Raw genomic sequence first — 26,231 nt, 5'->3', positions numbered from 1 at the left:
GCAGTAGCAATCATTTTACAACACTTTTTTAATAGATAATAAGCCTGAGTGGTGAAGCCACTTTTTTCTGCTTCAATTTATCTCTTTGGAAAAATAGTTGGAACCATAAAAGTAATAAACTGATCAATCGTCATTTGCGAATTAAAGTTCCACTTGGTTACCGTGGCTAATATTCCGGAAAGATAAAATTCTGCTAAAAGCTCGATCTGATAATCACTATAACCCTCGGTTTGGACAAATAATCGGTTTAAAAGTGGCCAAAGGATTTCTTTTAGGCGGGTTGTGAATTGGGGATCACCGTGATCGCTTAATAGTACTGCAGAATACTTTGAATAGGTTTGCATCAGCTCCACAAAGGTACCCATATTTTTAGAAATTTCAAAGGTATCATTTACACATAGATATTCCATAACTGCTTCTTGTATTTTATCCAAAATATAGTTTTCAATTTGAGTGAGGATATCATAGACATCCTTGTAATATAGATAAAAAGTTCCACGATTATATCCGGCAAGTTCAGTGATTTCCTTAATGGATATCTTTTCGACTGGCTTTTCGGTATAAAGTATCCAAAAGGCTTCTCTTAAGTTTGCCTTGGTTTGTTTCGTAATCTGGGGTTGCTTTTTCATACGGATATCCTCCTTTGAAAATATGATAACACAACAACAAGCTTGCTTCAAGTTACTCAACATTCTGTCTAGTATTGTTGATTGATGAACGGATTCAGGATGTGTATACTGTAATTTAGTCAACAGGTTGTTGAATAACAAAAGGGAGAGAAAATTATGGGATACATTGAATTTAATCATATATCTAAAGAATACCAAACAGGTGAAACATCCATAAAAGCACTTGACGATGCTACATTTCATGTGGAAAAGGGAGAGCTTTCGGTTGTATTAGGGGCTTCCGGTGCTGGAAAGACAACAGCACTTAACATATTAGGAGGTATGGATGTTCCGACCTCGGGGCAGATACTGGTGGATGGTAAGGATATAACAAAATACAATAAAAAGCAGTTGGTTGATTATCGGCGTTCAGATATTGGATTCGTTTTTCAGTTTTATAATCTAGTTCCAAACCTGACCGCATTAGAAAATGTAGAACTGGCTGTTCAGGTTTGTAAAGATGCATTGAATGCATCGGACACGATGGATAAGGTTGGTCTCTCAGAGCGAAAGGGGAATTTTCCAGCACAGCTTTCTGGTGGTGAGCAGCAACGGGTATCAATTGCACGAGCGTTGTCAAAAAATCCGAAACTTCTGTTATGCGATGAACCTACTGGTGCGTTAGATTACAATACGGGAAAGCAGATACTGCAGTTATTACAGGATACCTGTAGAAAAGACAATATCACCGTGATACTCATTACCCACAACTCGGCGCTAGCTCCAATGGCAGACCGTTTAATCCGATTTAAAAGTGGGAAAGTAATTGAAATTACTCAGAATGAGAATCCGACGCCTATAGCAGAAATTGAATGGTAAAAAGTACGAAAGACCGTCTGATGACAGAATGAGAGGAAATATGAAAAAAGCATACAATCAAGATATATGGCGTTCTATGAAAAAAGGGAAAAAGCGTTTTATCTCCATTATGTTAATTACTGCTTTAGGGGTTACCATGCTGACAGGAATTAAAGCTGCTTGTGAGAATTTACGTTATTCTGCGGACCACTTTTTTGACAAGCAGAAGCTCTTTGATATTAGTGTTGTTTCAACATTGGGATTAACTAAAGATGATGTACAGTTGCTTATAGATCTGGAAGAAGTTTCTCAGGTAGAGGGAGCGTTTAGTAAAACCGTCTATACTCAGAACGGGGAAAAAAAGCAGAGTGTTGAAATTAAAACTTTTCGTGAAACAGGAATCAATGTTCCTTATCTTATAGAAGGAAACCTTCCACGAGAAGCAGATGAGATTGCGGTAACAGAAAAATACAGGAAAGAGACCGGAAAATCAATTGGTGACACGGTAATTATTGAAGACAAAATTGTGGAAGCAGAGAATAACACAAAAATAGAGGGAGATACAAAAGAGGAGGCAAATAAAGAAACAAATAAAGAAACAGATAAACAAGCAGATAAAGAAACAGATAAACAGGTAGATAATGAAGCAGTTAAAAAAGCAGTTAATGAAGCAGATAATCAAGAAGTTAAAGAGATAGGAGATATCAAAAAGGAAAACGAGGAACCGACGTTTACAAATAAGGTTTATAAAATTACCGGAATTGTTACAGATGTTATGGATGTCAATAGTAACGATGGAGCGGCATCATTTCGTTCCACCACTACAACAGATTATACATTTTTTGTATTACCAGAAGCAGTAAATTCGGATATCTACACAGCAGTTTATCTGACACTGGCTGATAGCAGTAAACTGTTATGCTATTCAAAGGATTATGAAAACTATATAACACAGGTAATAGAGACGATTGAATCCCAGCTGAAAGGGAAAAGAGAACAAGCGCGTTATGAAGAGATTACTGGCGAGGCTTACAGGAAGCTTTCAGATTCTGAACAGGAGATGAAAGAAGCCTTTGCTAAGACAGAGCAAGAAATTGCAAATGTAGAAGCCGAATTTGGAGCAGAAGCAGTTATAGATAGCAAAAAAGAATTTGAGGCAAAGCGAGCACAAGCAGAGGTAAAACTAGAGAAAGCGCGGAAAGAAATTGAAGATATTGATATGCCACAGTGGTATGTACAAGACCGTACCTCTTTAAGTGGTTATGGGAATATTAAAAATGATGCTGCCAGCATAGAAACAATTGGTACCATATTTCCTATTCTTTTCTTTGTTGTTGCAATTCTAATCAGTTTGACAACAATCACCAGAATGGTTGAGGAAGACCGTGGGTTAATAGGCACATATAAGGCATTGGGCTTTAAGAACAGGGAAGTTAGAAGAAAATATCTATTGTATTCTCTTATGGCATGTCTTTTAGGAGGAATTCTGGGAGATCTCTTTGGGTTTATTGTATTACCCAAAATAATATTTATCATCTTTCAAACAATGTATCTTCTACCAGAATATCTCTTGAAGTTTGATCTGATTTATGGTCTAGGAGGAATTTTATTATTTATCATTGGAATCGTCGGAGCAACGACTCTCTCATGTCATGCAGAATTAAAACATATGCCAGCCGTGCTGATGAGGCCAAAATCTCCACGGTCAGGATCACGAGTTGCCTTAGAGTATGCGACACCTATATGGAGAAGGCTGTCTTTTTTAAATAAAGTAACAGCCAGAAACTTATTTCGATATAAAAAACGTATGATAATGACGGTATTTGGAATTATGGGATGTACTGCTCTGGTGCTTTGTGGATTTGCCATTAAGGATTCTGTAACTGATCTGATGCCAAGGCAATATGAAAATACCTATCGTTATGACATAATGGCAGTAGCATCTACGAAAGAAAATGAAAAGTTGCTGTCCTATATCAATAAGGATGAAAATATTACCGATTATATCAATGTTCAAATTGATTCGATTAAAATAAAAAGTATAGATGGTAGAGAAGAAAAGGTGCAACTGCTTGTAGTGCCAGATGGAAAAACCTTAGAGTCGTTTATTCATTTGGAAAACATAGAAGGTAAAGAAGTTAGTTTAGATGAACGGGGAATTATAGTTACCCAGAATGCAGGTGATGTACTGGATTTTACAAAGGGGGACATGGTTTCTCTGCAAAATTTAAAACTTGTACAGGCAAACGTGGAAGTCAGTGAAATAGTCAAAAATTATCTCGGAAATAACGTGTATATGTCTCAGAAAGTTTATGAAAGTTTGTTTGGCCCGTATGAACCAAATGGTGTGTTAGCCAATTTGACAGATACGGTTAGGAATCCGTCTGATTACTCAGAGGAACTAGCAGGAAAAGATGGAGTACTTTCTGTAATTAGTACAGAAAAATTAAAAGAGGAATTTTCATCTGCATTTTCCCTCGTCAATATGGTAGTCTATCTCATAATTATAATGGCAGCAGGATTGGCATTTACGGTATTGTTCACATTGTCTACGACAAATATTTCAGAACGAGAGCGAGAACTGGCAACGATTAAGGTACTTGGTTTTTATGATAAAGAAGTACATCTTTATGTGAATAAAGAGACATTTATATTGACGGGAATAGGTATTCTTCTTGGATTACCCTTAGGATATTTGCTAGGAAACGGTTTAACTTTTGCACTTAAAATGCCATCTATTTATTTCGCAGTTTCCATACACCCAATTAGCTATGTGATTTCTGCTGTAATGGCCTATGTTTTTGCATTGTTGGTGAATTTGATAACTGACCGGTCGTTAGATGTAATTGATCCGATAGAGGCTCTAAAAAGCATAGAGTAGTAAAAACTAATGATAAACTAATTGGTACCTTCATTGGGAGCAATATGGATAGAGAGAAGTTGAGCATAGGGGACATAAGCTGATGTCATTTTGCCTGCTTCTCTCTTGTTATTAGTTTTTTAATTATTAAGTTAAAAAAAGCTATTGAATATTTCATTAATTAGACATATAGAAAAATATGGTATTGCTAATCTGGTATATATTGTAAATTAGACTTGGTAATGATATAATAAAAATTACTTAATCTCAAGCAACATAGAGTTTAATAGTAAGTTAACAACTGGTTTATAGGTGTTGTTTTATTATTGTCAGGTTCAATTCTTATACCATCAATAGTTGGGTTAAGGAAATGGAAGCATCCTTGAGTGGTATTTAGGTGAGAAAGGACTGGAGTATAGAGAAGACTTACAAGAACTTAAGAGGTTTTTATTTAATGAAATATTACCCATTAAGTGATTTGGAATACTTTACATAAAGAGGCTAGATTAATCTGTTTCGTAATCGTACATATTTGTTGAAGCTATATAGCAAAATTTAACTATTACTATTGAAGCGTGGAATAATATGGGATATAATGAAAGATACTAAGCCAATTTATGTTAAAGGTTATGAATATTTACTTAAGGGGATTTTATAATGAAAAAAATGAAAGCTATATTTTTAGTGGGAATCATGTGTTTGGCATTAACAGCATGTGTTGAAAAAGGTTCAAGTACAACAGATGCGAAAAATTCAACAGAAAAAGCAAAAGAAGGCAAAAAGAAAGAGAATTTAACTTTAGAAGATTTTGATGAGCTTTTATCAAGTTTGCCAATTGCTGTTGTGAGTACAGAATATGTAGTACAAGATGAAAATTATAAAAGCTTATATCCAGATATGTTGCAAGCTATACTAAAAAATAATACGGAGTTAGACATTAAAGATGCCGTTGTAGCTTTTGTTGGATGGGATGAAAATAACTTACCAGTTAAAATATCAGGTAACATTGATTTTAGTGGTGGTGACTACATAAAAAAGGTAAATTTTTCAGATATGAATTTGGTACCCGGGGGGCAAACCGGAGAAGACAAAGGATTTTCTGTCAACGAAAAATGTGGTATAAGTTCGTTCAAAGCTATCGTTGTTTCGTATGAAGCATTTGATGGTTCCACTTGGAAAAATCCATATTATGATGAATTTGTCTCCCTATATGAAGGAAAAAAGTTTGACTCTTCATTAACAGTAGAGGTAGAAATAGAAGAAGTTATTGTGGAAAATCAAAAAAAATCAGAAGATATTAAGGAAGAATCTATTAGTAATGCTGAGTTAGATGAAATTATTAAAAATCAAGATATTGCTGTATTAAGTACAAAATATGTTGTTCAAGACGAAAATTATAAAAGCCTGTATCCAGACATGTTACAAGTTATATTGAAAAATAATACGGAGCTAGATATTAAAAATGCCATTGTAGCGTTTGTTGGATGGGATAAAAACAACTTACCTGTTAAAATAAAGGGTTCTCTTGATTTTACTGGTGGAGATTATTTAAAGAAAGTTGATTATTCAGATATTAATATGATTCCAGGCGGTGAATTTGGAGAAGACTCAGGTTTTTCAGTAGATGAGAAATGTGAGATCAGCACCTTCAAAGCTATCGTTGTTTCTTATGAAGCTTATGATGGAACAACTTGGAAGAATCCATATTACGATGATTTTGTTTCTCTTTATGAAGGTGAAAAAGCAAAGTAATTAATACATGATATTAGAATTGCTTATTTATTTAATGCAAATAATAAGTCACAAATTTGTAATTTGAAAAGGAAACTATTGATTGTTCAGTTTCCTTTTTTAATATTAGGAATGGGGTACATGAAAAAAATTAACTATAATACTAAAATAATTCACTTTATATAGTAATTTTATTGATACAGAAGGAGCGGGTGGGCACATGAAAAGAATAACATCCTCAAAAAAGTTCATTTATAGAATTTTTATCCTTCTTTTTATGATTGATATTTCTTTTAGTGTCATACCGAGTGGGATTATCCAAAGCTATGGACTATTTGGAGAATTAACCTCAAACGTAGCCGTGGAGAAACAAGAGCGTAGTATCCTATCGAAATCAATAAAATATAGTATTAAAAAACGCTATAAACCAAAACCAGTAAGAGAACAGATGAAATTAGAGTATGAATGGTTATTACTTGTAATAATAATTATTCTAATTAAGTATTTGATGTCTGGAGTGATATTATCAAAGGTTAAAACACCTGTTGTTATGAGAGTACGTATGAATAATTGAACCCTTTTTTATCATTTATATGAATAAAAAAAAGGAGAAACGTATGTTTGAAGAAGATTATATTATGCGTCTAATTCATCAAGTAATCAGAACTTTATTAAAGTTGCTTTTTAATATAGATACAGAAAAGAAGGAAGAACTGATTATTATTGTAAATGAGACAGAAGAAAAGTATGATGAGCTACTTAACCTCATAGATCAGGGACAGATTAACGAAGCAGAAAACCAGCTGTTTGAAAAGCTAAATTCCAAGGATATACAACAATATAAGAGAGCGCTTATATTTTACGCATATTTAAATGATAAAGATGATGATTTTCTGAGTGATCATGATTATTCTAAAAGAGAAATAGCGGAAGGGTTAAAATATGTATCAGAAATTTATGGATATGGAAGTATGGTAAATGCACTGTTTAGTATAATCTCAGAGTAGACTTAATCTAGGCAGACAACAGGGATAATCGTCATGAAATTATATTGGTATTAGAAGCAAGGGACTGATCTTTTACAGATATATTCCTATTCAAATAAGATGGTAGGCATTAAAACTAAAAAACCTCTTTTGTTATTTAAGATAATCTAACAAAAGAGGTTTTCTATGTGTTTGATTGGTTCTTGTGAATATACCTTTTCATTGATTTTTTATATATGAAAAAGGTATAATTTGGATAAATCATATATGAGTTCCAACCATCGTTCATTTCATGTGGGATTTATTTTGATGGGTTTTTATTGTATGAGTATCTTTATTAATAATATTAATAATTAACATATGTCATATAAATTAACGATATTAAATCGATAAAACGAATATGCGAAATATATTACGTAATGATGATTTAAAACTTTAGAAGAGAAAGGAGCTATACAATGGTACAAGCGATTATTCATATTGCGTTAGTTGTAGAAGATTATGATAAAGCGATAGATTTCTACACTAAAAAATTACATTTTAATCTGATTGAGGATACCTATCAAGCGGAACAAGATAAAAGGTGGGTGGTAGTATCACCTCCAGGTTCAAATGGAACAACGATATTGCTTGCCAAAGCGTCTAAACCAGAGCAGGAGACGTTTATTGGTAATCAAGCGGGTGGAAGAGTCTTTTTGTTTTTAGGAACTGACAATTTTGATAGGGATTATCAAGAAATGATTGAGCAAGGAATTGAGTTTGTGAGAGAACCTAAAGTACAGGATTACGGGAAAGTTGCTGTATTTAAAGATTTATATGGAAACCTATGGGATTTAGTACAGTTTCATGAGAATCATCCTATGAATGCTAGGGTTAAATAAAATCAAAGTATAACCTTCTATCAATTCGTATTTGCTCGTATTTGTAGAATTAGAACGGTTGTAACGGTTGTAAAATTTAGGAGGAAAAGTAGATGGTTACAGAGAATATAAAACATACAATATCTTTTCTTAAGGATAAATTTCTTATTGATAGTGAAGATAAAAAATTTCAATATCGTTACGAACATACCCAACGGGTTGCTGCCATCGGTCAACAAATAGCAGTAAAAGAAGGCATGAATGAGGAAGCTCTTGTCATTGGATGTCTATTACATGATATAGGATACATAGAATGTTCAACCGAAGAAGATTATGATTTGCATGGTAGAATATCTGCAAGAATCGCAAGGGAATTCCTTGAATCGATTCAGTATGATGAGGATTGGATTCAAACAATCTGTTATGGTATCTATATTCATACGGAGGAAAAACCACAAAAAGATCCTACACCGTTTGAGTCTAGCATCGCTGATGCAGATAATATTGATCGCTTTGATGCTTATCGTTTATATGAGAACTTAAAGTATAGTGCAATTGAAAAAATGCAACAAGAGGAAATAGCAACATTATCATTAAAGCGTATTGCTAGATTAGATGAACTAAGGGATTATTATTTTGGTACAGAAACGGGAAGAGAAATGTGGATGGATAAATTGGCATTTCAGAAAGCATATTATGAGCGATTGTTATCTCAAATGGAGTTAACACTTTTCTAGGAGATTAAGATCAAAGAGAGGAGTGATTATTTTGATAAAGATGAAACATGAGATACAAGGAAGTATCCTTGATATTGGAGGTGGAGGCGAAGGTGTAATCAGTAGTATCTATGGAAAAGATGTAACGGCAATTGATTACAGAAAAGACGAATTAGACGAACTCCAATATGATTCTATGAAATTGGTTATTAATAACGACTTACAGAGGAAGAACATTCTGCAAAGATTGTTCTTCCTCTTCTTATGTTTTTTAAAGATTAATATACACAAAATTGCCCCGAAATAAGTAAAAAAATATTTTTCACACTTGATTATTTTATTGTAAAGTTATAATATATAAATAATAACGATAATTATTACTACAACAATATATAGTATTAAACTTAAAGATATCTAAAAAGACAATACTATATATTGCAACCAACAAAGAAGAATAGGGTGAACAAAAACTATGGATATTATGATTAAAAAGCGAAATCAAACTTATGAGCCGTTATGTGTAGAAAAGACCAAGAGAATGATAGCGTTTGCTTGCGAAGGTTTGGAAGGGTGTGATCCAATTGAGTTAGAACTGGATGCTCAGATCCAGTTTGTTGACGGTATGAGTACGAAAGAAATTCAGAAGATGTTAATACAAACAGCGATTGAAAAAGTAATCCATACCAAGAAGGATGAGCTTGGTAATATCATGCGTGAAACACATACGAATTGGCAGTATGTTGCAGCGAGACTGTATGTCTTTGATTTGTACAAAGAGGCAGCAATTGAACGTCATTATAAGCACTTTGGATATGGAGACTTTTTAGATCTTGTGAATGACCTGGTAGAGAAAGAATATTATGGGGCATATCTAACAGAAAAATATTCACAGGAAGAGATAAAAGAATTAGGAGAATATATAAAACCAGAGCGTGATTATTTATTTAATTACGAGGGTGTGAAGCTGTTATCCGATCGTTATCTTGTGAAGGGGAATAAGAAGGAAATTCTTGAACTTCCTCAAGAGAGGTTTATGGCGATTGCAATGCACCTTGCTATTCCAGAAGAAAAGTCAATACGTGTGGAATATGCGAAGAAATTCTACGATTTGCTTAGCAGTCTTCAGATGACGGTTGCTACACCTACTCTTGCCAATGCGGGAACGCCTTTTTATCAATTAAGTAGCTGTTTTATCTCGGTGGTTGGAGATAATCTGTGGTCTATCTATGATGTAAACCAGAAATTCTCCAGTGTGAGCAAGCATGGAGGGGCTCTTGGTATCTATGTTGGTAAAATCCGTGCCCTAAATAGTGAGATACGTGGGAATAAGAATGCTTCTGGAGGAGTGATTCCTTGGATTCGTCTCTACAATGATACAGCGATTGCGGTAGATCAATTGGGTAGACGAAAAGGAGGAGCTACCATTACGTTAGACATCTGGCATGCTGATCTATATGATTTTCTTGACCTTAAAACAAACAATGGAGACGATCGAAGAAAGGCACATGACATATTTACCTCACTAAGTGTTCCAAACTTATTTATGGAACGATTAGAAAGACGTGAACAGTGGTCGCTATTTGATCCTTATATGGTAAAAAAGGTAATGGGTTTCTCTTTAGAAGATAGTTATGATGAAGTGGAGGATAAAGAGTTTACAAGGCGCTATCTTGCGTGTGAAGAATGCAAAGAGTTACCAAGAGTTACAGTTCCAGCACTTGAAGTAATGAAAAGGATTATGAAAAGTGCGGTTGAGACCGGAACACCTTTTATCTTCTTTCGAGATACGGTGAATCAAGCGAATCCGAATAAGCATGCTGGAATGATTTATTCCTCAAACCTATGTCAGGAGATCGCTCAAAATATGAGTGAGAGTGAACTGATAGAAGAAGTAATCAAAGAGGAATCTGGTGATAAAGTGATTATCACAAAGGTTAAGCCGGGGGATATGGTAACGTGCAATCTAAATTCGATTAGTTTAGGAAGAATTGAAAAAAAAGATTTGGCAGTTAATATTCCGCTGCAGATTCGTATGCTTGATAATGTCATTACCTTAAACCAGACACCGGTAGCAGAAGCACGTACTACCAGTGATAAGTACCGTGCAATTGGACTTGGGACAAGTGGTTATCATCATTATCTTGTGAATCATGGAATTGGCTGGGAGACACAAAAACATCTTGAGGAAGCAGATGCTTTATTTGAAGAAATTGCATACCAAGCCATTAAAGCTTCGATGGAGCTTGCAAAAGAAAAGGGTAGATATGATGCTTTTCAAGGTTCTGAGTGGGAAACAGGAGAGTATTTTAATCGAAGAGGTTATACTAGTCCACGTTGGTTGGCATTAAAAGAAGAGGTAGCAAAGTATGGTATGAGAAATGGTTATATTACAGCAGTTGCACCAACCGGAAGTACTTCCAATATTGCAAATACCTCAGCAGGGATTGATCCTATCTTTAAGAGATATTTTATAGAAGAAAAGAAGGGTAGTTTTATTCCGAAAACTGCTCCAGAATTAAATACATCGAACTTCTGGTTATATAAAGAAGCTCATACAATTGATCAACAGTTTAGTATTCGTGCTTGCGGAATACGTCAACGTCACATCGATCAGTCTCAGTCGTTTAACTTATATATCACACCGGAATACAAGGCAATTGATATCTTAAATTTATACATGGAAGCTTGGAAAAAGGGACTAAAGACGATATACTATGTTAGAAACCAGTCACTTGAGATGGATGAATGTACCAGCTGTTCTAGTTAAATGGGAGGAAAGTCATGGAGAAAAAGAAAATTTTTAATGAATATGGTGATCGTGGAACTGATTGTTTAATCAAGGGAAATACAACAAATCTTAGAGAGTGGAATCGAATCAAATACGACTGGGCACGCCTTATTTATCGTACGATGTTAAATAATTTTTGGATACCGGAAGAAATCTCACTGCAAGAGGATGTAAAACAATTTCCTTACTTAACAGATGGAGAGCGAAATGCTTTTGATAAAATCATCGCATTCCTTAACTTCCTTGATTCAATTCAAAGTGAAAACCTGCCAAACATATCAAGGTATATTACTGCACCAGAAGTATCCTCCTTGTTAAATGTACAGGCATTCCAAGAAGAAATTCATGCGCAAAGTTACTCTTATATCTTAGATACTGTGACAAATCCAGTGACAAGAGACCGAATTTATGATATATGGAGAGAAGATAAATATCTTCTGGAACGTAATAAATTTATAGCGAATATTTATCAAAGATTTAGTGATGAACCTAGCGATGAAAACTTTGTACATGTGGTATTTGCAAACTATATACTTGAGGGTATTTATTTTTACTCCGGATTTAGTTTCTTCTATACCTTAGCTAGACAAGGAAAGATGACAGCTACCAGTACCATTTTTAAATATATCAATCGAGATGAAATAACACATTTGGTTCTATTTCAAAATATGTTAAAGGAACTTCGTTTGGAGCAGAAAGAACTATTTACGGAAGGTTTAGATGAGGAACTTCGTGAGATGATGAAAACTGGTGTCGAGCACGAAATTGCATGGGGACAATATGTTACGAATAATCAGATCCTTGGTATCAATAATGAACTTATCGATCAATATATCAAGTATTTATCAAATCAAAGATTACGAGCAGTTGGCCTTGAAATTCTTTATCCAGAAATCACGAAGCATCCGATGGAATGGATTGAGTCATTTTCTAATATCAATAGTACGAAAACCGACTTTTTTGAGGCAAAAGTAACGAACTACACCAAAGCAGCAGTTTTTGATTTTGATGATCTGCAGTAAGTGTAAGTGTATTTAATTTGTGATTAACGTTCTGCCTATGAGATCAGTAGTAACACATGATAACAGCTTTCAATCAATACTAACATATCATGTACTAATATAAAGTTCTTGAAATATATACGTTAAAGTAGCGAATGTTACGGTTGTGCTATGAAGTTAATCAATATTGAATAAAAAATAGAATACTAAATAAATAAATCCTTAGAAGTCTTAAAAAAAAACTTCTAAGGATTTGTTGCCTTTATGACTAGAATAAGCTCGTAATGCGTACTTTTTTCTTATGAGTTAAAACTTTCTATGATTATTTTTTTTACCGCCTCATAAGGTATGGGTTCGCTATGATAGATTTGAAGCATCCCCTTTGGCGTAATGTTATAACCCGCTAGAAGATCTTTAAATAATGGTACTGATTTCGCTTCAATATTAATATGATCTTTAAATGGTATAAGACGGATAAATTGATCCTTATAATAAATAGAAGGAATTTTCGCCCATAATTTTTCATAGGAACCATTTGGTGCGCATTGCTCAATTAAATCATACAATTCATGAAACCGATGTTTAGTTTCCATATCAAAGCTATTTATGTAATTACTGATGTCCTCGTTCATTGTAACCTCCTTGTACTAAATATTTTCTTCTATAAAGTGGACAGGATACTGCTCCCAATATTTATTAAATGTTCTATCGTTTGCTCCATCAAAATTTAATTGATACATTCTAAATGTAACTAGAATATCTTTCGGTTGCCATCGCTCCTCATAAGAATATCGGTAAGTCATACCCAGTTTTTCATAACCGCGCCACTTCTGGGATTATTTTCATCATGAGTTGCAGTGATATAGGATAGACCATCGTTTGTATTTTTGATAAATTTTTTTCCCTCCATTCATTCATACCTCCTAAACCATAACAATATCTTACCGGCTTTAGGTCTTTCCTTTATGTATTAATATTAACTTTATGATAAATAATTTGTTATCAAGAAAACAAGAAATGGTAGTGTAAAATATTATGTGTAAACAGGTTCTTCTAGAAAAATAATACTAGAAAAGGGAACCGACTTCTTTTATAGTTTAAAGTGACCAAACAATAAACACAAAAGAAGGAGTTCCCTTATGTCTTATCTTAACACAAAATTATTGTCTGCACTATTAAAAAATGAATCAGTTGATGAAATTTTTCGTCAGGAACTTGAAACGGCTACTAACGAAATACTAACTACTGAGCTTACTGCTTTCCTCAACTATGAGAAATACTCTATAGAAGGCTATAATTCAGGCAATTCTAGAAACGGTTACTATGAAAGAACGATTCATTCTCATTTTGGGGACCTGAATATTAAAATCCCTCGCGATCGTAATGGAGAGTTTTCGCAGAAGACAGTTCCGGCTTATCAAAGAAACACGGATTCTTTAGAAACCACTGTGATACAGCTGTATAAAAAAGGAATCACAACCCGTGAGATTGCTGATCTTATAGAAAAAATGTATGGTCATCACTACAGTCCAGCGACTGTTTCAAATATAACCAAAGCTGTCCAGGCGCAAGTTGAGGCTTTTCATCAGCGTCCTATTTCTGATAAATATGCCATTATCTATGGCGATGCGACTTACCTTAGTGTACGTCGTGATAGTGTTGCCAAGGAAGCTCTGCATATCCTTATTGGTATCACTCATGAGGGAGAGAAAGAAGTCTTAGATTATGCTCTTTACCCAAGTGAAACAGCTGATAATTACAGAGAAATGCTACAGTCCTTAAAACAGCGTGGTTTGGAACAGGTTCTACTCTTTGTTACAGATGGACTCAATGGTTTTAAAAATGCTTGCTTAGAAGTATACCCAAAAGCAAAGCATCAAAGTTGCTGGACTCACGTTGCTAGAAATGTAATGAAACATGTTCGTGCAAAGGATAAATCCAAAGTGATGGATGACTTAAAACCAGTGTATAAAGCTGAAACCATTGAAAAAGCGAAAGAGTTCTTAGATTCCTTCATGAAAAAGTATGCTGTTGTATATCCAAAGGCAGTCAAGGTTCTTAAAGATAATGATAGCCTGTTTACTTTTTATGAATTTCCTACTCAGATTAAAGCAAGCATTTATACTACTAATCTGATAGAAGGCTTTAATAAAAATCTCAAAAGAGGAACCAAACGCAAAGAACAGTTTCCAAATGAGGATTCCTTGGAGCGTTATGTCTGTAGCTTTTGTAGTGATTATAACAACCGTTTCAGCACAAGAATTCATAAAGGTTTTGCTCAGGCGTCAGCTGAACTAAATGAACTCTTTGATTAAAGTTAGCCCAGGAGTGGTCTACCTGGTAGGAAGTGTTTACACAAAATTCTTGACGCTATCCAAGAAATCAAGAAATCAAGATGTCATGATATTTGATTTTTGATATTTTATATTATGATTTATTAATTTCATTTTATAATCAATTTTGATTTTTATCAAGTTTAAATTCTTAAAAAAGAATTTGGTATGGGTTAGATATGTCTGGGTTAGGTATGTGCTACGACATAAGAGTAGCACTAATAATTACAATTTACAATAATATACTTAATGTGTTATTATATGGAGGTTATATACAAGAATTGTATTGAGGGGGAATTACATACAGTGGGACGGAAAGCAAATCACAACGAGGAAGAGGGGAAACGGCTTGGTGTATTTCAAAGCATGGTTTATACCATTCAGACATTATGGCATGCGGATAAGAGCTTTGTTTTCTATACGTTTTTTAAGAATACAACAGAGGAAGTGTTTATCACTTTTTTTGTTATCTACCTGATGCAATATATCTATTCTTGCATTGAAGAGGAGCGGTCCTATCAGGGGTTAATAAGGATGGTCTTATTATTTTGTACTATTCATATTATCTTCCATTTCTTTTCGGCTGGACATGCTTATTGCAAACGTTTAAAAATGCCAAAGGTATATTCTTATGTGTTTCGTAAAGTAATAGATAAAGCTACTACTATAGAATTAAGCAGATATGAGCAGCCAGATTTTTATGATCGTTTTTCAAAGGCTTTGGATGAATGTCTAACGAAAGGGTTAGAAGGTCTACAGAGCCTGACATGGTCAATTGGATGCTTCCTAGCAGGTATTTCTGCGCTCGCAATCATTGCAAAGGTTGATCCCTTGCTGGTTCTGTTTGTAATTCCACCATTGGTAGCTGCACTTTTCATAGGAGGTAAATTAAATCAATTACATTTAAAGCTTCGTGAAGAAGAAACAAGGGATAAGCGTGTCACAGAGTACATAAAGAGAGTTTTCTATGAGAAAAAATATGCTGGTGAAATTAGGCTTTATGAGATACGAAAACTTCTCTATAAAAAGCATGCAGATAGCTTCGAAAATCGATATCAAATCAGCAGGAGAATATATAGAAAAATTGGATGGTATGCATTTTTACAATATGCAGTATTTTTTGGATTAACGATTCTATCTGCATATGTATATGTAACCTATGTGATTAAGACAAGCGATATCGCAAAAATAGGTGCTTATGTTGCGATGATTTCCAGTATCGATTATGTTTGTTGGCGTATCAAAGAAGTGATAAGACATATGAACAATGCAGGAAAATGCTGTATATATATGAATAATCTCAAAGAGTTCTTAGAATATGAATCATTAGAAACCAAGGCAGGAGAGCGTTTGGTTACGAAACCTCTTGGTGAGATTGAGATAAAAGATATTTGTTTTACATATCAAGGAGCTAGCTCTGGCGTTATCAATGGGTTATCCTTATCGATAAAAAAAGGTGAAAAAATTGCATTAGTTGGTGAAAATGGTGCTGGTAAAACAACATTAATTAAATTATTAATGGGCCTTTACCCATTGCAGAAAGGTAATATCACTATTGATGGAATCGACATTAGTGAATTTGAACCAAAACAATATCATCAGCACTTTGGTACAGTATTTCAAGATCTACAGATATTTGCACTTCCTCTTTCTCATAATGTGCTAATGAGGGAGCCAAGAAATGAGGAAGAACGGATACTTATTATAGAATCGCTAAAGAAAGCTCAGTTTGGTGATGTGTTAAAGAACCTTCCCAATGGGATAGATACTATGATTTCCAAAGAATTCGATGAGGATGGATTTGTATGCTCTGGTGGTCAGGCTCAAAAAATAGCAATAGCTAGAGTATTTGCAAAAAACCCCGATATAGTTATTTTAGATGAGCCTTCTTCTGCTCTTGATCCAATTGCGGAATATCAGATGTATCATAATATGTTGTTAGCATCAGAAGGGAAAACGGTCTTCTTTATCTCTCATCGGTTATCTTCTGCAAGAATAGCTGATCGCATCTTTTACCTAGAGGATGGCAAGATTGTGGAAAGCGGTAATCATGAAGAGCTGATAAAAAAGGGTGGTAAATATGCGAAGATGTTTGAACTACAAGCAAAGCAATATAAAGAAACTATTTCAGAAGAGCGTCTTTCGTTATTAGAAGAACAAGAGAGTGCAAGGGAGGTAAGAGGCGATGCAGAAAGTTAAAAATGACAAAATTTTAGTAAAGCAATTGTTCTCCAATGTTAGATACAGTATTTCCTTTGCTTGGAAGGCAGACAAAGCGGTTGTTCTTATCGTTTATCTTGCGTTTTTTTCTTGCTTTATTATTGATGCATTTTATAGTACCTTGTTCTTAAAGTTATTTATTCAGATGCTATCGGAGAATAAATTTCTGCTGGGACAGACAATCGTATATGTTATAATAGGAATCGGGATCATGATCCTTGGCCGTGCAATTGAAGTTTTAGTTGAGAATTGGGCTATAGCGAGGTTCGTTAAGGTTACAGGAACAATACAAAGAGAATTTATAAAGAAAGCAGCAGACATTGACCTGCTCTGCTATGATCAAAAGCAATACTTTGATGATTTCGTTATTGCAGCTTCTCAATCTGACGAAATGATTACAAAAGCAGTCATATGTACTGCACAGATGCTAGGGCTTTCTATTGGTATCCTAACACTTGGAACACTGATTATGACCATAAATCCAATCATAGCAATATTCCCTATTGCTGGATTTATTATTAACTTAGTAACAAGGTTTCGAATCACCAAGTTAGAATATGATTATGACATGGAATATAAAAGGTTAATGAGAAAAGCAGATTATTCGAAACGGGTATTTTACCAGCCAGAGTATGCGAAAGAAATCAAATTATCGGATATTGAAATACCACTTCGAAAACAGTTTGATGAGGCAATTATAGAGATTGAAACTACGGCTAGGAAGATGGGGGTAAAAGTTGCTATCTTATCCTTGATTAACTGGATTTCAGTTTTTACAATTCTATCATACTTATGTGTACCGCTATATCTAGGTTATCTATCACTGGTAAAGCGAACAATCGCACTTGGAGATGTGGCAGCGATGAACAATGCACAGCAGGCAGTAAGAAATAACTTGGATGGTTTTAATTATTCCTTGGTCGCTTTTCAAGAAGTTGGACAGTTTGCACAGCGATTCCGTAGATTTTTAGATTATGAAATAAAGATTGAAAAACAATGTGGTATCAAAGCGGTACCAAGGGGCAGACAAGTATTAAAAATTGAAAATATGAGTTTTCGTTATGAAGGAGCTAAGAAAGATACCTTACATCGGATTAATATGACGATAAATCCAGGTGAGCGGATCGCAATTGTCGGTGAAAATGGTGCTGGTAAGACGACTTTTGTTAAACTTCTTATGCGACTTTATGATGCCACTGAGGGCAGTATCACTTATGGTAATCAAAATATTAAGGATTTTTCCACAGAAGAATATCGTAGTATTATCGGTGCTGTTTTTCAAGATTTTCAATTATATGGTGCTACCTTAGCGGAAAATGTTGTGATGGGTGAATATAGTAAAGAACAAGAAGTAATAGTAAGAAAAGCACTAGATTTGGCAGATTTTACAAGGAAGCTCTCAAAGCTATCCGATGGTCTTAATACTGAGATGACAAAGGAATTTTCAGAGAAGGGAACGATGTTATCTGGTGGGGAAACACAAAAGGTTGCTATTGCACGAATGTTTGCAAAAGGAAATGAACTTTCGATTGCCATCTTAGATGAACCTTCCTCTGCACTTGATGCGTTAGCGGAAGCAAAGTTAACGAAAAATATGCTGGAGAACGTAAAAGATGCTTCTATCATTTTTATATCCCATCGCTTATCTACAACCAAAGATGCGGATCATATCTATATGTTTGAAGAGGGAAGGATTATAGAAGAGGGTACGCATGAAGAACTCATGAAGCTTCGAGGAAGATATGCGGATATGTTTGAAAAACAGTCGCATTATTATCAAGATGAGATTGAAAAAGAGGTAAGCTAGCCTAAGGGAAATAAGAGAAAGTAGATTGAAGTAAGGAAAAGCTGAGTACGGAAAAAGCAGGTTGAAATAAGGGAAAGCCGAGTATGGAGACAGAAGTATACAGGGAAATTGCATCGAATTGATGATCCGAGAAGAGTTATAAAAGATAAATAAATCCGTGCACAAATAGTTGCGACTTTTCTTCGTAATTGTTTTATTATGATTTATGAAAGGAGCGGTGTTATGGAGTGGCTCGATTATATGAATGCTTCGCTTAACTATATCGAAGAGAATCTAAGCATCAAGATAGATTATGAAAAAATAGCGGAAAGGGCATTATGTTCTTCTTATAATTTTCAGAGAATGTTTTCCTTTATAGCAAATGTCACACTTGCAGTTTATATAAGACGCAGATGTATGACAGATGCTGCGCTGGAACTTTCGAAAAATAAGGTTTCTGTTCTTGAGATCGCAATGAAATATGGCTACGATTCTCCGGTATCGTTTGCACGAGCATTTACGTCAATTCATGGAATTACTCCGCAGGAAGCGCGCATCCAGGGAGTGAAGTTAAAGCTCTATCCAAGAATCTCCTTTCAAATATCAATTAAAGGAGCAGAAGCTATGAAGTATCGTATTGAAAAGATGGATGGATTTCGTTTGGCTGGGATATCAAGAGAGATTACCACAAATAATGGTGAGAACTTTAAACTAATACCAAAGATGTGGTGTGATGTAAATTCAGATGGTACTTGTGATAAAATCTTTGGAATGAATAGTAGAGATAGGGAAGTGATGTATGGTGTCTGCTATGATTTTCATTTTGAGGAAGAAAGATTCCGCTATATGATAGCAGCAAAACCAGAAGCTCAGATTCCAGAAGGCTTCGAAGTATTGGATATTCCTGGGTTTACATGGGTGAAGTTCGAATGTAAAGGAGTGGCTGGAATTCAAGAGACTTGTAAGCGTATGAATACAGAGTGGTTTATGACCTCCGGTTATGAACATGAAGAAGGACCAGAAATAGAATGGTATCCGACTGGAGATATAGACTCTGCAGACTATGCCTGTGAAGTTTGGGTTCCAATAAGACCGATAAAGAAATAACGATTGATAATTAAGTCATTTTTCATTGGGTTACTTTTCAGTGAAATCGCATTAATTAACGTTTTATCTTTAATTCTTTGAAAAAACTGTTCTTATATCATATTCAAATAAATAAGCATATGCCGTTATTTGGCATATGCTTTTATTGTCGACAATTTAAGCAAAAACATTTACATCCTTTACAGCATCACGTGATACTACTATATATCATTATATTGGTTGAACAAAATAGTAAAAATCTATCGTTTGAATAGCCATTGTCATGTTGGGATTTCCAAGTTCTTCTCTTATTTCTTGAACTACGTTTTTGAATGATTCAAAAAATATACTTGAATCACTTGCCTCACTAGGATTTCGAACTGTAGTGATAACATGAGCATCATCACCTAAAACACAACCTCTCACTTCTCCGCAAACAAAGCTTCTTACATCAAGAATAGCTGTTATATAAATCCCACTTTTTTCATACTCCTTTTGTGCAATCTGATCCCATAGATATGCAACAAAATCCACAGTATAATACTTGGTATTGACTCCAAATAAAGTAATTATATACCGTTCAGTTTCCATAAAGGACTCCAAGTTATCTTTAATTTAAGATATGCATTATAGAATAATCTGCTACTTTATATACTATCGCATAGTGAGAAAAGTTCAACTTAATTCATGACAAGGAAAAGTACGCGAAGCGTGCTTTTTCATGTTTTCTTTTCACGAAAATCCTCGGTGGAAAAAAGAATATTCCATAATATAGAAGACCTAAGTAAGTTAACAATGAATTGAAGTCTATGAAAAACTACTATATAATACGGTAGTAGCTATATATTATATAGTATGTATAAAAAAGAAGCTTCTGCTTAAAAGTAATGTGCAACACCTTGCTTGATATCAAATTTCAAGAGAGTGCGTATGGGAGCAGGAAGGTTTCGTTAAAAGGAGAGAATATATGGATAGAAAAATCTATAATATATTAGATTATGGTGCTATTGCAGATGGTGTAACTAACAATGCCACAGCGATACAAAAAGCAATTGATGAGGCTACAATAAATGGAGGACAAGTAATTGTTCCTGCAGGTAGTTTCTTAAGTGGAACAATTATCTTAAAGAGTAATATAGATTTTCATCTGGAGATGGGTGCTGTATTAATAAGTAGCCTAAAGGAAGAAGATATCCTTGATTTTGCAAAGCTTTTTGAGGATGATAATCAAACAACAGGCTGGGATGGTGGATGCTTTCTATTTGCCTGTCATGAAGAGAATATTACAATATCAGGGCAAGGAACCATCTACGGACAGGGAGACAAGGTGTTTTTTGATGACAATGCAGACAATGGTGCACATGAATGCCCATTGAATGTAGCAGCCTTTCGTCCAAGAACAACGTTCTTAGAAGATGTTACGAATCTTACAGTACAGGATATTACGATTAAAGATGCAGCATTTTGGACGTTACATATGGCTGGTTGCCGTCATGTTCTGGTAAAAGATATAAAGATACTTAATGATATTCGTGGTGCCAATAATGATGGGATTGATCCAGACTGCTGTCAGGATGTTATTATTAGCGGATGCTTAGTAAAGACAGGAGATGATGCGATCGTTGTGAAAGCAACGAAACCAATGTCTCAAAAATACGGAGCATGTGAAAATATCGTGATTAATAACTGTATTCTTTATTCTCGTGATTCTGGATTAAAGATTGGAACAGAGACTCATGGAGATATCCGTAATATTATGCTTAGTGACTGTGTCATTAAGGATTGCTCCAGAGGAGTTGGTATCTGGGTTAGAGACGGTGCAACGATTGAAGATATTCATATTCATCATGTGACCGGAAGTGTATTAAAATATGCAGATGGAGTAAGAAAAGAAGGCCCAACGATGTGGTGGGGGAATGGAGAGCCAATCTTTATTAATGCAACGTACCGTAATGATAATCGTAATTATCCAGGAAAAATAAGAAATATAACTTTTGACCATATCTATATGAAGGCAGAATCCAGTGTATTCGTAGCTGGAGAAACGGATGCGAGAATAGAAAATATAACAATTTCCGATTTAGAGGTTACGATGTGCAGTCAGGGAACTCAAAAATCTGGATATTTTGATGAGCAACCATCCCTTCGACATGTATATCCACACAGTATTCCTGCTGTTTATGCAAGATGTGTGGATGGACTTCGTGTAAATGGAAGAGTTCGATATGAAGAACCATATCAAATCTCAAAGAATAAATTGTATGAATCAGAGGAATGTACAAAGGAAGAAATCCACCTAACTGAAAGATAAGAGAAAAAAAGTTACCCAAGGGTAACTTTTTTTCTTTAGTGTAATAATTTTTACACATAATCTATCTTGCTTGTATTAGCTATTCTTGTACATATTCTCTATAGTTTTAGTTGTTCTAGCTCATATTCTACAATCATTTTATCAAGTCGCTCAAATAGAATCTCTGATTTTGGAATAAAAAATCCGCTTTCCACATATTGCGGTTTCCACTGCGTAGTTAATTTCAGCCATGTACCTACTTTAACAGAGGAAAAAGGCAAAAATGGTGCAAGTAAAACGGATAAATTTGCGATAAGTTGAATACAGTTAAAGATGGTATTTTCACAGGCTGTGATGTCACTACTTCGTGTATACCATGGTTTTTCTGTATCAAAGAATTTATTACCAAAGCGTACAAGTCCAAATATCTCTTCAAGAGAATCTCGCAATTTTGATTTTTCAATATTGTTACCAACGCTAATAAAAGTTTTATTTATCATTTGCTTAATTTCTTTATCCATAGTTCCTGTGGGAACAATACTACCAAAATACTTTTCTACAAAGGCAAGATTTCGGTTGACAAAATTTCCATATGCCCCTAAAAGTTCACTGTTGTGGCTGTTCAAATATTCCTGCCATGAAAAGTCGGAATCTCTTCGTTCTGGGCCGTTAGCAATAAGAAAATACCGAAGAGAGTCTGGATTGTATCTGTCTAGAATATCCTTAATCCATATAGCCCAGTTGTTGCTTGTGGAGATTTTTCTACCTTCTAGTGTTAGATATTCGCTTGATACAATCTCATCTGGTAAGTGCCATCCACCACCATTTGCAAACAGAAGCGCAGGTAAAATAATGGTGTGAAACGGAATGTTATCCTTGCCATGTACATAATAATGTCGTGCATGTTCTCCCCAAAGTTCGCAATAGTCAGTTTTACGCTGCTTACATATCTCATAGCTTTGTGAAAGATAACCTAAAACATTCTCAGCCCAAATATAGATTTTCTTGTCATCATAGCCTTCTAATGGGACATCAATACCCCAGTCTAGATCACGAGTTATGGCACGATCCCGCAGGCCCTCCTTGATATAACGGTTGGTGAATGCGATTGCATTTTTACGCCAATGTGGATGGACGTTTACAAATTCTTTTAATTTTTCCTCAAATTGTGAAATCGCTATAAATAAATGCTTGCTTTCTTTAAAAGTAGGTGTTGTTCCACATACAGAGCAAGTCGGATTAACCAGTGTTTCTGGCTCCAATACCTTTCCGCAAGCATCGCACTGGTCCCCACGGGATTTTTCACCGCACGACGGACAAAAGCCATTGACAAAGCGATCAGGAAGGAAAGTGTTACAATTTTTGCAGAACGCTTGAGGAGTGGATTTTTCATAGATATATTGGCTTTCATACATTTTTTTATGAAACTCTTTTACAAATGATTGATGCTGTTCGGAAGATGTTTTGCCGTACAAATCATAACTAAAGCCCAGTCTTTTAAAGCACTCATCAAATTCATTGTGATAAAAGTCACTTATTTCCTGCGGTGTGAAGTTTTCCTGTTTCGCACGGATAGCTACAGGAGTACCGAAACAATCACTACCTGACACGAAGTATACGTCATCACCCTTTGCACGATGATAACGAGCGATAATATCAGCAGGTAATAGTCCTGCCAAGTGACCGATATGCAATGAACCGTTTGCATAAGGCCACGCACTACCAATTAAAATTTTCATAATATAACCTCATTTCTTTCTTTGATTAGATAACAGAAGATGTGCCAAAAGGATAAAAAAACAGCCCTCCTCTCCGAAAAATTTCTTTTTCGGGGACGAGAGCTTGGCTTCGTGTTACCACCCCAAATTCGTCTATACCTCACGATATAGACCTTATCAACTACGGACAAGAAATGGTTTGTCGATAGCTTAGCACTGTCACGGGTGCACCCGTCGTAGCCTATAAGAATTCATATTCTTAGTCGGTACGCAGCTCCAAGACCATGTTCAACAAGTTCTAACATTGCCCATTCTCAGCAACTGGGCTCTCTGTAAATGCATAATTTGCCTACTCTTCTTTTCAACGCTTTTTACATGTTAAATTTTCCATAGTATATCACAAATAATAGGAAAAAATCAACTAGTCTGAGATATTGCGTCAGAGCTTGTCATCAATTAAGTATTGCAACCATTAAAAAAAGCAATCAATAAAGAGTATCGAGCAATAAATGAAAAGATTTGATAGGAAAAATATGCTATAATCAACTTAATGATACTATTATAAAGTGCACTTCTTTGCAGGAAATGAGGTTCTCATGAAAAGTGACTTATTATCCAAGTTTTTTAGAAATCAGATAAAAAAGCTAGATAATTATACTTTGAAAAAAAAGCTTTATTTTCTATACATTTTTTGTGTAGCTATCCCAGTGATTGTTACAAACGGATTGATTTTGAAGATTGTATATGATGCGGAAAAAGCATCTCGAAAAAGGAATTTAGAGAATATAGCGGAAGCGGTGGAATATAATATCACCTCATCCTTTAGTAATGCCGTTTCCATAACAAATGATATGTATACGAATCGTATTATTAGCAAGTTCTTGGATACCGTATATAGATCACCTTATGACTATTATAATGCTTACGATTCCTTAAAAAGAAACTATATCTTACATCAAAGTCTTGGACTAAAGATAAGTAATGTTATACTCTATGTGGACAATGAAACAATTACCAATGGTGGTAAATTTGCAAAAGTCAGTGAGGTTGTAAATACAGAATGGTATCAGTATTTTACTTCTAGTGGGAGAAATTTAATACTTTTTCCATACTATGATTATAACAAAAAGAATTTATATACCCATGACACTGGAAGGACAATATCGATTATCAGGAGATTGAATTATTACGGAAAGAACAGCCCCGAGAAGATTGTAAAACTTGATGTTGACTACAGTATTATTCAAAAAGATATTACGAATACAAAGTGCGACGCGAAAGTTTATGTCTGCGATGGTGATAATATTATATTTTCCAATGATGGGAATACCTCTGGAAGCAATGAATTTTCTAAGTGGGACGAGAGTAAACTAAAAGGAGAGCACGCAGAAAGGCAGATGCATCTATATAGCAGGGATTGGGATATTTATATCGTTGGTTATCAGTCTAATATGGTAGAACGCCTGAAGGACAATATACCAGTATTTGGTATTCTAGTATTAGCAAACTTATTCCTTCCAATTACTATCATGTACCTGGTGAATCAGTCAAATACCAGAAGAATCTTTCTTCTAGGACAATACTTAGACAAAGTAAAAGAAGAAAAGTTCGAGAAGATTACAAAGGAAGAGAGTGTAGATGAGATTGGTTATTTAATTAAGAACTACAACTTAATGGTTTCTAAGATGAAAGACTTAATTCAGGTTGTATATAAGGATAAACTTGAAAGACACGAACTTAACCTAGCAAAGCAGCAAGCAGAACTTTTGGCACTCCATAGTCAGATAAACCCTCACTTTATGTTCAACTCTCTAGAGAGTATTCGTATGAGAAGCTTAATAAAGGGAGAGGATGAAACAGCACATATTATAGGAAAGTTAGCTGTTTTAATGAGAAAGTCTGTGGATTGGGGAGCAGATACCATTACGATTAAGGAAGAGATGGATTTTGTGGAAGCTTATCTACAACTCCAAAGGTATCGTTTTGGCGATAAGTTGTTGTATCGAATTCAAGTGGAGGAAGAGTGCCTAAGATATAAAATTCCGAAACTCACAATTCTGACCTTTGTAGAAAACTCTTGTGTGCATGGAATCGAGAGTATAAGTAGTGAGGGGTGGTTATTTATTTACATAAAAAAACAGAAGGACAGTGTAACCATAGAAATAGAGGATACCGGTATTGGAATGTCAGAAGAGCAAGCAAAGAAGCTTCAGTATTGTATGAAAAATTCTAATATTGAAACAATTGAAAATAGTGAGTCAATTGGTATCTTAAATGCTTGTGTAAGACTAAGAATGTTTTGCGGGGAAACGTTTGATATAAAAATTGAGAGTGAAGAGAAGGTCGGTACTACGATTGTTATAAAGGTGCCAATAATCACCTGTTAAGCA

20 protein-coding genes and 1 other annotated feature are annotated in these 26,231 nt (G+C 34.8%); of the genes, 16 read left to right on the top strand and 4 right to left on the bottom strand.

All coding sequences use genetic code 11. From position 1 onward, the window contains the following. Nucleotides 1–77: 77 nt before the first annotated feature. Entirely contained in the window at nt 78–629 is a 552-nt protein-coding gene (locus tag CC92_RS0107550) for a TetR/AcrR family transcriptional regulator (RefSeq protein ID WP_029503518.1), read from the bottom strand. Nucleotides 630–782: 153 nt separating this feature from the next. Between CC92_RS0107550 and CC92_RS0107545 the strand changes: the two genes are divergently transcribed. The 10 genes from CC92_RS0107545 (at nt 783) to CC92_RS0107500 (ending at nt 12,429) form a co-directional block, all read left to right on the top strand. Beyond that, complete coding sequence (locus CC92_RS0107545) at nt 783–1,487, top strand: ABC transporter ATP-binding protein (RefSeq protein WP_334290908.1); 705 nt, start codon at nt 783–785, stop codon at nt 1,485–1,487. Between the two features lie 40 nt (nt 1,488–1,527). Beyond that, nucleotides 1,528–4,347: an ABC transporter permease gene (locus CC92_RS0107540; RefSeq protein WP_029503520.1), complete on the top strand. Its 2,820-nt coding sequence runs from the start codon at nt 1,528–1,530 to the stop codon at nt 4,345–4,347. A gap of 636 nt (nt 4,348–4,983) precedes the next feature. After that, a complete protein-coding gene (locus CC92_RS21535; protein WP_051650781.1) occupies nt 4,984–6,078 on the top strand; it encodes a DUF5780 domain-containing protein in 1,095 nt (364 codons plus the stop codon). Between the two features lie 199 nt (nt 6,079–6,277). Continuing rightward, entirely contained in the window at nt 6,278–6,631 is a 354-nt protein-coding gene (locus CC92_RS0107530; RefSeq protein ID WP_029503522.1) for a hypothetical protein, read from the top strand. Nucleotides 6,632–6,674: 43 nt separating this feature from the next. Next, nucleotides 6,675–7,064 (top strand): DUF6483 family protein, encoded by a 390-nt coding sequence (locus CC92_RS0107525; protein WP_029503523.1) that lies wholly within the window; start codon nt 6,675–6,677, stop codon nt 7,062–7,064. A 437-nt stretch (nt 7,065–7,501) separates the two neighbouring features. Beyond that, a complete protein-coding gene (locus CC92_RS0107520; RefSeq protein WP_029503525.1) occupies nt 7,502–7,924 on the top strand; it encodes a VOC family protein in 423 nt (140 codons plus the stop codon). A 92-nt stretch (nt 7,925–8,016) separates the two neighbouring features. Beyond that, nucleotides 8,017–8,640: an HD domain-containing protein gene (locus CC92_RS0107515; protein ID WP_029503526.1), complete on the top strand. Its 624-nt coding sequence runs from the start codon at nt 8,017–8,019 to the stop codon at nt 8,638–8,640. Nucleotides 8,641–8,671: 31 nt separating this feature from the next. After that, nucleotides 8,672–8,926 carry a hypothetical protein gene (locus tag CC92_RS0107510; RefSeq protein WP_029503528.1) on the top strand — a complete coding sequence of 85 codons (255 nt, stop codon included), beginning with the start codon at nt 8,672–8,674 and terminating at the stop codon, nt 8,924–8,926. A gap of 165 nt (nt 8,927–9,091) precedes the next feature. Beyond that, nucleotides 9,092–11,386, top strand: coding sequence for a ribonucleoside-diphosphate reductase subunit alpha (locus CC92_RS0107505; RefSeq protein ID WP_029503529.1), 2,295 nt, complete (start codon nt 9,092–9,094; stop codon nt 11,384–11,386). A gap of 14 nt (nt 11,387–11,400) precedes the next feature. Continuing rightward, the gene (locus CC92_RS0107500) at nt 11,401–12,429 is read left to right on the top strand and encodes a ribonucleotide-diphosphate reductase subunit beta (RefSeq protein WP_029503530.1); all 1,029 of its coding nucleotides are present in this window, start codon (nt 11,401–11,403) and stop codon (nt 12,427–12,429) included. Nucleotides 12,430–12,707: 278 nt separating this feature from the next. Here CC92_RS0107500 and CC92_RS0107495 read toward each other — a convergent pair whose 3' ends face one another. Then, entirely contained in the window at nt 12,708–13,040 is a 333-nt protein-coding gene (locus CC92_RS0107495) for a DUF1801 domain-containing protein (RefSeq protein ID WP_029503532.1), read from the bottom strand. 507 nt (nt 13,041–13,547) lie between these two features. On the opposite strand from CC92_RS0107495, the gene CC92_RS0107485 reads away from it, so the two are divergent. From CC92_RS0107485 to CC92_RS0107470, 4 genes are all read left to right on the top strand, one after another. Next, nucleotides 13,548–14,723, top strand: a complete 1,176-nt coding sequence (locus tag CC92_RS0107485) for an IS256 family transposase (protein WP_029501701.1) — start codon at nt 13,548–13,550, stop codon at nt 14,721–14,723. A gap of 324 nt (nt 14,724–15,047) precedes the next feature. Beyond that, nucleotides 15,048–16,940, top strand: coding sequence for an ABC transporter ATP-binding protein (locus CC92_RS0107480; RefSeq protein ID WP_081841892.1), 1,893 nt, complete (start codon nt 15,048–15,050; stop codon nt 16,938–16,940). Then, the gene (locus CC92_RS0107475; RefSeq protein WP_029503534.1) at nt 16,927–18,768 is read left to right on the top strand and encodes an ABC transporter ATP-binding protein; all 1,842 of its coding nucleotides are present in this window, start codon (nt 16,927–16,929) and stop codon (nt 18,766–18,768) included. The genes CC92_RS0107480 and CC92_RS0107475 overlap by 14 nt, the downstream gene beginning before the upstream one ends. A gap of 222 nt (nt 18,769–18,990) precedes the next feature. Next, the gene (locus tag CC92_RS0107470) at nt 18,991–19,854 is read left to right on the top strand and encodes an AraC family transcriptional regulator (protein WP_029503535.1); all 864 of its coding nucleotides are present in this window, start codon (nt 18,991–18,993) and stop codon (nt 19,852–19,854) included. A gap of 210 nt (nt 19,855–20,064) precedes the next feature. On the opposite strand, the gene CC92_RS0107465 is transcribed toward CC92_RS0107470, so the two are convergent. Beyond that, on the bottom strand, nt 20,065–20,424 hold the full coding sequence (locus CC92_RS0107465; RefSeq protein WP_029503536.1) for a hypothetical protein: 360 nt from the start codon (nt 20,422–20,424) through the stop codon (nt 20,065–20,067). 376 nt (nt 20,425–20,800) lie between these two features. Here CC92_RS0107465 and CC92_RS0107460 point away from each other — a divergent pair, with 376 nt between their 5' ends. Further along, complete coding sequence (locus CC92_RS0107460; protein WP_029503537.1) at nt 20,801–22,144, top strand: glycoside hydrolase family 28 protein; 1,344 nt, start codon at nt 20,801–20,803, stop codon at nt 22,142–22,144. Between the two features lie 98 nt (nt 22,145–22,242). On the opposite strand, the gene metG is transcribed toward CC92_RS0107460, so the two are convergent. Beyond that, the gene (gene metG / locus CC92_RS0107455; protein WP_029503538.1) at nt 22,243–23,862 is read right to left on the bottom strand and encodes a methionine--tRNA ligase; all 1,620 of its coding nucleotides are present in this window, start codon (nt 23,860–23,862) and stop codon (nt 22,243–22,245) included. Between the two features lie 88 nt (nt 23,863–23,950). Further along, nucleotides 23,951–24,215: a binding site (T-box leader), on the bottom strand. A 222-nt stretch (nt 24,216–24,437) separates the two neighbouring features. On the opposite strand from metG, the gene CC92_RS0107450 reads away from it, so the two are divergent. Then, nucleotides 24,438–26,228, top strand: a complete 1,791-nt coding sequence (locus tag CC92_RS0107450) for a sensor histidine kinase (protein WP_029503539.1) — start codon at nt 24,438–24,440, stop codon at nt 26,226–26,228. Nucleotides 26,229–26,231: the final 3 nt, after the last annotated feature.

The organism is Lachnoclostridium phytofermentans, from assembly GCF_000733755.1.
In the GTDB taxonomy this organism is placed as follows: Bacteria; Bacillota; Clostridia; order Lachnospirales; family Lachnospiraceae; genus Lachnoclostridium; species Lachnoclostridium phytofermentans_A.
The sequence above is the reverse complement of the archived record's forward strand: the minus strand, read 5'-3'. Positions and strand labels throughout refer to the sequence as shown.

Bases quoted from the DNA above. Each gene is read 5' to 3' on its own strand.
- CC92_RS0107460 (WP_029503537.1), top strand. From the start codon at position 20,801: ATGGATAGAAAAATCTATAATATATTAGATTATGGTGCTATTGCAGAT.
- CC92_RS0107520 (WP_029503525.1), top strand. From the start codon at position 7,502: ATGGTACAAGCGATTATTCATATTGCGTTAGTTGTAGAAGATTATGAT.
- CC92_RS0107500 (WP_029503530.1), top strand. From the start codon at position 11,401: ATGGAGAAAAAGAAAATTTTTAATGAATATGGTGATCGTGGAACTGAT.
- CC92_RS0107540 (WP_029503520.1), top strand. From the start codon at position 1,528: ATGAAAAAAGCATACAATCAAGATATATGGCGTTCTATGAAAAAAGGG.
- CC92_RS0107525 (WP_029503523.1), top strand. From the start codon at position 6,675: ATGTTTGAAGAAGATTATATTATGCGTCTAATTCATCAAGTAATCAGA.
- CC92_RS21535 (WP_051650781.1), top strand. From the start codon at position 4,984: ATGAAAAAAATGAAAGCTATATTTTTAGTGGGAATCATGTGTTTGGCA.
- CC92_RS0107505 (WP_029503529.1), top strand. From the start codon at position 9,092: ATGGATATTATGATTAAAAAGCGAAATCAAACTTATGAGCCGTTATGT.
- CC92_RS0107485 (WP_029501701.1), top strand. From the start codon at position 13,548: ATGTCTTATCTTAACACAAAATTATTGTCTGCACTATTAAAAAATGAA.
- CC92_RS0107475 (WP_029503534.1), top strand. From the start codon at position 16,927: ATGCAGAAAGTTAAAAATGACAAAATTTTAGTAAAGCAATTGTTCTCC.
- CC92_RS0107450 (WP_029503539.1), top strand. From the start codon at position 24,438: ATGAAAAGTGACTTATTATCCAAGTTTTTTAGAAATCAGATAAAAAAG.
- CC92_RS0107495 (WP_029503532.1), bottom strand. From the start codon at position 13,040: ATGAACGAGGACATCAGTAATTACATAAATAGCTTTGATATGGAAACT.
- CC92_RS0107465 (WP_029503536.1), bottom strand. From the start codon at position 20,424: ATGGAAACTGAACGGTATATAATTACTTTATTTGGAGTCAATACCAAG.
- CC92_RS0107515 (WP_029503526.1), top strand. From the start codon at position 8,017: ATGGTTACAGAGAATATAAAACATACAATATCTTTTCTTAAGGATAAA.
- CC92_RS0107530 (WP_029503522.1), top strand. From the start codon at position 6,278: ATGAAAAGAATAACATCCTCAAAAAAGTTCATTTATAGAATTTTTATC.
- CC92_RS0107470 (WP_029503535.1), top strand. From the start codon at position 18,991: ATGGAGTGGCTCGATTATATGAATGCTTCGCTTAACTATATCGAAGAG.
- CC92_RS0107550 (WP_029503518.1), bottom strand. From the start codon at position 629: ATGAAAAAGCAACCCCAGATTACGAAACAAACCAAGGCAAACTTAAGA.
- metG (WP_029503538.1), bottom strand. From the start codon at position 23,862: ATGAAAATTTTAATTGGTAGTGCGTGGCCTTATGCAAACGGTTCATTG.